At 62.8% G+C, this 6,206-nt stretch carries 6 protein-coding genes; 2 read left to right on the top strand and 4 right to left on the bottom strand.

All coding sequences use genetic code 11. The annotated features are described in order from the left end of the window. Both DH10_RS27410 and DH10_RS27405 read right to left on the bottom strand, forming a co-directional pair. The coding region (locus DH10_RS27410) for a hypothetical protein (protein WP_210327861.1) at window positions 1-1,697 on the bottom strand (1,697 nt) is incomplete at its 3' end. A gap of 686 nt (window positions 1,698-2,383) precedes the next feature. Continuing rightward, window positions 2,384-3,067 carry a LuxR C-terminal-related transcriptional regulator gene (locus DH10_RS27405; RefSeq protein ID WP_246811654.1) on the bottom strand — a complete coding sequence of 228 codons (684 nt, stop codon included), beginning with the start codon at window positions 3,065-3,067 and terminating at the stop codon, window positions 2,384-2,386. Window positions 3,068-3,432: 365 nt separating this feature from the next. Here DH10_RS27405 and dusA point away from each other — a divergent pair, with 365 nt between their 5' ends. Continuing rightward, the gene (dusA, locus tag DH10_RS27400) at window positions 3,433-4,494 is read left to right on the top strand and encodes a tRNA dihydrouridine(20/20a) synthase DusA (protein ID WP_192385569.1); all 1,062 of its coding nucleotides are present in this window, start codon (window positions 3,433-3,435) and stop codon (window positions 4,492-4,494) included. A gap of 15 nt (window positions 4,495-4,509) precedes the next feature. Here the strand turns inward: dusA and DH10_RS27395 are convergent, their stop codons facing one another. Both DH10_RS27395 and DH10_RS27390 read right to left on the bottom strand, forming a co-directional pair. Next, on the bottom strand, window positions 4,510-5,214 hold the full coding sequence (locus DH10_RS27395; RefSeq protein ID WP_192245158.1) for a TIGR02281 family clan AA aspartic protease: 705 nt from the start codon (window positions 5,212-5,214) through the stop codon (window positions 4,510-4,512). 30 nt (window positions 5,215-5,244) lie between these two features. Further along, window positions 5,245-5,475, bottom strand: coding sequence for a DUF1289 domain-containing protein (locus tag DH10_RS27390; RefSeq protein ID WP_192245156.1), 231 nt, complete (start codon window positions 5,473-5,475; stop codon window positions 5,245-5,247). A gap of 162 nt (window positions 5,476-5,637) precedes the next feature. On the opposite strand from DH10_RS27390, the gene DH10_RS27385 reads away from it, so the two are divergent. Continuing rightward, on the top strand, window positions 5,638-6,206 hold a 569-nt coding region (locus DH10_RS27385), incomplete at its 3' end, for a nicotinate-nucleotide--dimethylbenzimidazole phosphoribosyltransferase (RefSeq protein ID WP_192385568.1).

Genomic DNA, 6,206 nt, shown 5'->3' with positions numbered 1-6,206 from the left:
CCCGCAATCTCGTTGCCGACCCTGCCGAGGATCAAGCCCGCGGCCGCGCCGGTGCCGTTGTACATGAAGATCTTGGTGCCCGCTGTGGTCTCGACCCCCGAGTCGGTGCCGTCGGCGACGCTTAACGCATAGCTGAGTTCCTGCGCCGCCGGCCCATCGGCCCCGGCGCTGCCCGTAACGGTCAGCAGCGAAGCGGTGCTGCGGGCGAAGCCGATTGCGCCGGTGCCCGCCACATCCGGATCGTCGCCAGGCGACGGCACGTTGGTGAACAGCGACGCGATCGTCGTCGAACCGAAGGCGAATGCCGAGCCGTCGACATCGGTGTCGGCCTGCACCCCGGGCGTCTCGTCGTGGCGCACCGATGCCGTGCTCGCGACCGCGGTGATCGACGGCCCGTCATCGTCGAACTGGAGTTGCGTGCCGGCAAACTCGCTCGCGCCCGTGCTGCTCAAGATCGTGAATCCGCCGATGTCGAGGGTGATGTTCGAACCCGGCCCCTTCGTCGGTTGGACGTTTTCGATCAGCACCCGAGTGTGGGCGCTGGTGGTGGTGTAGGAGACAACATCCCCGTTCTTGACACCCGAGATGACCGCCGTATCGCCGCTGAGGTTTGCAGCGACCACAGCGCCATTGATCTTGACCTCTGTGATGTTGACCGTAACGTCATCAGCAAATCCCTCGACAAAACCTGTACCTGTTTCGCCCGCAGCGCCGTTTGGATCATTGAAGGCGGTAATCTTGACTGTGACTGAGTTACCGGTCGGGTTGACCTGGGCGACCGTGAACGAGGCCGCGGTGACGCCTGAGGTATAGCCGCTAAACTGGATGTTGCTTTCGTGGTCGGCCTCCGTTGAGTCGAGACCTTGGGGCAAGTGCGGATCTTGTTGTGGGGCTACCGTGAAATCTTCGGCCGGATTGTCGACGAAAGTGAAACTTAGGCCATTGCCCGGCCCGAGATGCTGGCCGTTCACTCCAACAGTCGCGTGGGGTCCGGCCTGGCTGCTGGTGACCGTGTCGCCAGTATGGTCATTGTCCTCGGTGTTCGGGTCGGGGGCACGCCCGGTCACCACGATGCCCGAGGTGCTGACGCCCGCGGGGTTGTTGCCGAACATCATGAACTCGTTGGCGCCCGATGGCGCATTGTCGAAGGAGAAGGTCGTTTGCTGGGTCGCCGCGACCTTGAGCTTATTGTCGAGATTGACAGTGAAATCGAAATCGTTGGTGGTGTCCGGGTGCTTCAGCGGCTCGAAGAGTGCGATCCAGAACTTGCCGCCGGTGATTAGGGAATTGGTTGTGGTCTCTTCGACGTAGACCGCAAATACGATGGAGCCGCTCGGATCCGCCAACCCTCCGGCGGTGCCCTCCCGGCCGAGGACGACGTTGTCGTTGTTGGGGTCGGCGTAGAGGAAGATCTCTCTGCCCTCGAGGGTGAAAAGCCCGCTGGCGTCCCCATCGAGCGCACCGTTGGTCGGATCGACGAAGCCGAGGCCATTGACGGTAAAGCCAGAGTCAGGCGTGACGGTGAGATCATCGCCCCCTCCGCCTGCGACTTGAATTGCGTTCGCGAGGTTGACTCCCGCGTTGCTGAATGCGGTCGAGACATTCGACGGCACGGCGGCTAGCGCGACGTCACCATCCTGCAAGCCAGTAGATTCGTCGATTCTCGTGCTTCCGAAAACATTGATGGTCAGTGCCATTGTCTGCTCCTCTCAAAGGTGCCGCGAACGGGGAAACTTGTGGTGTGGCGGGGAAGGCGCCCGCCGTCGCCGGAGAACCTGCCGTTCGGCGGTCTCGACGCCGATGCTGGTCAGGAATGCGGAGTTCAGTCCGAGAGTCGTCTCAAGATAGGTCCGGAACTAAGCCGGCAGAGTGGAGTACGCCACATCGGTGCCGATAGGGCCGCCGCCGCAGTCGTCGGTTTGCGGTCCTATGGTGGCGGTGACGACCTCGTCGTTGAGATAGAGCTGATCGTCATTGCCGTGCTCCCCAATCGCTTGAACGGCCGCTGAAATTCCCCCTTGAGGTGCTCCTGCGGTCCTCCAGGTAAGGAAGATCGCGCACTGAATGCGGCCTTGACCCTCTATTGTTCCGTCGGCGAAGGGGGCGCGTCCATTTCCGGTTGGATAGTATTTCGATGAATGGCCTACCTGATCGAACGGTGTATATCGTTCGATATTGTCGACTTGCCCAAGCCCAGGCGTTAAAGCGCGTCGCGCTGGATCGGACTCAGGCGACGCGCTTTAAGTCTTTCATTTGATGCATATCGTTGCCCCAGAACCGCTGCGCACTTCTGGGCGACATGCATTAGATTAGGGGTCCGGGAGCGGATCGCCGGGGAGGGCCCCAACGGTGGCTTGATGAGCCGGTGAGCCCGAGAAGGGAATCAGATGAGATCTGTTGCCGTCTGGCGGGTGCCCTTGCGGTGCGCCGCCCAGGCCAATTCCGCGCGGCTGCCGAGGTTGAGCTTGGTGTAGACATGATGCAGGTGCATCTTCACCGTGCCTTCGGACACATGCAACTGCTGGGCAATGGTCTTGTTGCGCAGGCCGCGCGAGACGAGGTCGGCGATTTCGGTTTCGCGCCCCGTAAGTCTGGAGGTCGCCTGGGGTTGCGTCCGTGGCATCAGGAGATGCTGGACGATTTTGTTATCGATCCACTTCTTGCCGCTGGCCACCGCATTGACGCAATCGAGAAGAAAGCGATTGCTGATTCCGTCGAGCAGGAGTCCGTCGACGTCGAGCGCCCGTATTCCCTCAACGTCGAGAGCGCCATTGGGCTGCAGGATGAAGATGATGCCGAGGCCGCTGTGCGTGGCTCTCAACCTGGCGGAAAGGCTGGCCGATTCCGGGTCCGCAATATCCAGACCAACAATAGCGATATCGGGCCGATGGCGCTCGACATGACGGACAACATCAACGACGCGTTGGCACTCGGCGACAACATCGTGTCCGGCCTTACGCAACACCCACCCCAACCCCGCGAGATAAACCCCACGCGGGTCCGCGACAACTAATGTCGACATACGAACCCCATCCGTAAAAAACGCCACTCCGTTGACTTGCGTCAACGCCACGCATTTCCGTAAAAACCAAATTTGATTAGTGAGTTGGCTTTAGGGGTAGAGGGGGTTGGGAGGAGCCGCCGCTGATCCTCCGCTCCTTGCCCCGTCAGGCAATTCTAGGGGGATGCGTCCTGCGCGCATCGGTAACCCACCAACGGCGGGCACCAAGGATCAATGATGAGGGCATACTCAACCCCGCCCCTCTTCAACAGGCATTGACTGCCTGTACGCCTCCCGCTCAGAACATGAGCACGAAAAGTTTACTCTTATTTGTGGAAAGTTAAAATCGGACCGTTGCTTTATTATAAAAAATGTGAAGAGGAAATGGTCCAACCGATCCTGGGACCTTTGTCCCTGTTCATTCGAACTATATGAAACTAAAAGAGAATATCACGGTCCCGCATCTACCAAATGTGGATAATAGTGCGGCGGAAAGAACCCAAAAGGCGATGCAACCACTGCTTGCTATAGCACCAATGATGGATTGGACGGACCGGCATTGCCGGTTCTTCCACCGCCAGCTGACACGCCGCGCGCTGCTCTACACCGAGATGGTTGTGGCCGACGCCGTCATCCATGGCACACGCGAGCGGCTGCTTGGATTCGACGATGCCGAGCATCCGGTCGCGCTACAGCTTGGCGGCTCGGATCCGCGAAAGCTTGCCGAAGCGGCGGTGATCGGCGAGGCGTTCGGCTACGACGAGATCAACCTCAATGTCGGCTGCCCCTCCGACCGCGTCCAGTCGGGCACGTTCGGGGCCTGCCTGATGAAGGCGCCGATGCTGGTCGCGGACTGCGTCGCGGCGATGAAGGCGGCGGTGAAGATCCCGGTCACGGTCAAATGCCGCATCGGCGTCGATGACCAGGACCCTGAGCCCGCTCTCGACGCGCTCGCCGACGGCGTACTGGCGTCCGGCGCCGATGCGCTCTGGGTGCACGCCCGCAAGGCGTGGCTGGAGGGGCTGAGCCCCAAGGAAAATCGCGAGATCCCGCCGCTCGACTATCCGCGCGTCTACCGGCTCAAGGCCAGGAAGCCGAACCAATTCATCGGCATCAATGGCGGCATTCAATCGCTCGACGAGGTCTCGAGCCATCTCGGCCATGTCGACGGCGCCATGCTCGGCCGCGCGGCCTATCATACGCCCGGCATTCTCACCGGGATCGATGCCGCATTTTACGGCGAGGCGCAGGTCGCTTTCGAGTACGCGGCGCTCATGGATGCAATGGCCGGCTATGCCGCGCGTCACATCGAGAAGGGCGGGCGGCTCGGTCATGTCACGCGCCATATGGTCGGGCTGTTCCATGGCCTTCCCGGCGCGCGCCGCTACCGGCAGATTCTGTCCACCGATGCCAACAAGCCCGGCGCCGGGCCGGAAGTGCTGGAAACGGCGTTCGCGGCAATAGATTTCACGGCGGAGGCCGAAGCAGCCTGACGCCTTGTCGAGCAGCTAGTCCCTAAGGATCATGCGGTCGCCGCGCACGTCGAAGCCCGACAGCGAGCTGATGAAGTTCATGCCGAGCAGGCTTTGCTCGAGCATGCCCGGCGCTGCGATCATCACCGGCATATCCTTGCGCACGATCCCGCCGATCGCCATCTCGTTGGTCCTGGCCGTAGCGGCGCGCGCCATGCCGTTGGCGGTCGAAACGTCCACGGTGTAGCTCAGCGTCGCCGGGTTGAAGCCGGCCGCCTGGGCGTCCTCCGCCGTCAGCACCGTGCTGGTCGCGCCGGTGTCGACCACCGTGCGCACCGGCCTGCCGTTGACGAGAATTCGGGCCTCGAAATGGCCATTGTCGGCCTTGTCGAGCGTCACGGTGGCGCGGCCATTGTCCACCCCGAGCGCCAGCGGACTTCCCGGAACAAGGCCGGCCGTGACGCGGCTGGCAACGTCCTGAAGCTCGTAGCGATATTGGTAGCCGGCGATCAGCGCCAGCACTATTGCCGCCCAGACGCCGAAATTGCGCGCCATGTCTCCGAGTGGCCGGCCCGAGCGGACGAGGCTGGCGCCGATCACCGCTACCAGGACACCAACCCAGATCAGCCGGCTGAAATCGTGGTTCTCGATGCCGAAGGTGCGGCCGGCGGAATCGTTCATCATCAGCAGGATCAGCCCGGCGCCGATCACCAGCATGACGATCCAGAACAGGCGGTTCATGGCCAACCCTTTCTCACGGCCAGCCCTTTCTCACAGTATATCGCGCTCGCGCGCCATGCGGGCGCGCCGCGTCTCGCGGCGGGGCCGGCGTTCGACCGTCTCCAGCCGCGCCGGCAATTCGGCCATGACCGCACGCCGGATTACCGGCGTCATCGCGATCCAGCCGGCGATCTCATCGCGCGTGCGGCCGCAGCCGAAACAGAAGCCGGTTTTCATGTCGATCGAGCAGACGAGTATGCAGGGAGACTCGATGGCGGTCATGCTGTTCTCTTGCCTTCACTCCACATGGTGCAACCGCAAAGCCAATGCAAGCCCTTCGCAATGCGCCGCCGATCGGCGCTTTCGCGGCATTGCCGGGCGGTTGTGCCGGGCGGTCAAGGCGGCTATGCCGCTGCCTATTCCTGCAAAGAGACCGCATCCGACATGACCGCAAAGCCTTTCGATGATTTCCGCACTCTGCTGGCCACACTGCCGCCGGCGGACGCAACCGCCGAAACCCGCGTCCGCGCGCTGTTCGCGCGGGCCGACAAGCCGAAAGCCTCGCTGGGCCGGATCGAGGACATCGCGGCCTGGCTCGCCGCCTGGAGCGGGCGCGCGCCGCCGGCCGTCAACCGGCCGCTTGTGGCGATCTTCGCCGGCAATCACGGCGCTGTGAGGCATGGCATCTCGCCGCGGCCGGTTTCGGCGACCGCCAATGCCGTTGAACTCTGCGCTGCCGGAGGTGCGGCGATCAACCAGATCTGCATCGCCAACGATCTCGGCCTGAAGGTCTTCGACCTGGCGCTGGACATTCCGACCGGCGACATCACGGAAGAAGCGGCGCTCGACGAGCGCGGCTGCGCCGCCACGATGGCCTTCGGCATGGAAGCGGTCGCGGGCGGCGCCGACCTTCTTTGCCTGGGCGATCTCGGTGTCGGCAATTCGACCATCGCGGCCGTTCTCAGCGCGGCGCTGTTCGGCGGCAAGGGCGCCGGCTGGGTCGGGCCGGGATC

The sequence above is a fragment of the Mesorhizobium silamurunense genome, assembly GCF_014843825.1.
Classification (GTDB): domain Bacteria; phylum Pseudomonadota; class Alphaproteobacteria; order Rhizobiales; family Rhizobiaceae; genus Mesorhizobium; species Mesorhizobium silamurunense.
The sequence above is the reverse complement of the archived record's forward strand: the minus strand, read 5'-3'. Positions and strand labels throughout refer to the sequence as shown.

Coding starts and splice junctions, on each gene's coding strand:
- DH10_RS27390 (WP_192245156.1), bottom strand. CDS start 5,475: ATGACCGCCATCGAGTCTCCCTGCATACTCGTCTGCTCGATCGACATG.
- dusA (WP_192385569.1), top strand. CDS start 3,433: ATGAAACTAAAAGAGAATATCACGGTCCCGCATCTACCAAATGTGGAT.
- DH10_RS27395 (WP_192245158.1), bottom strand. CDS start 5,214: ATGAACCGCCTGTTCTGGATCGTCATGCTGGTGATCGGCGCCGGGCTG.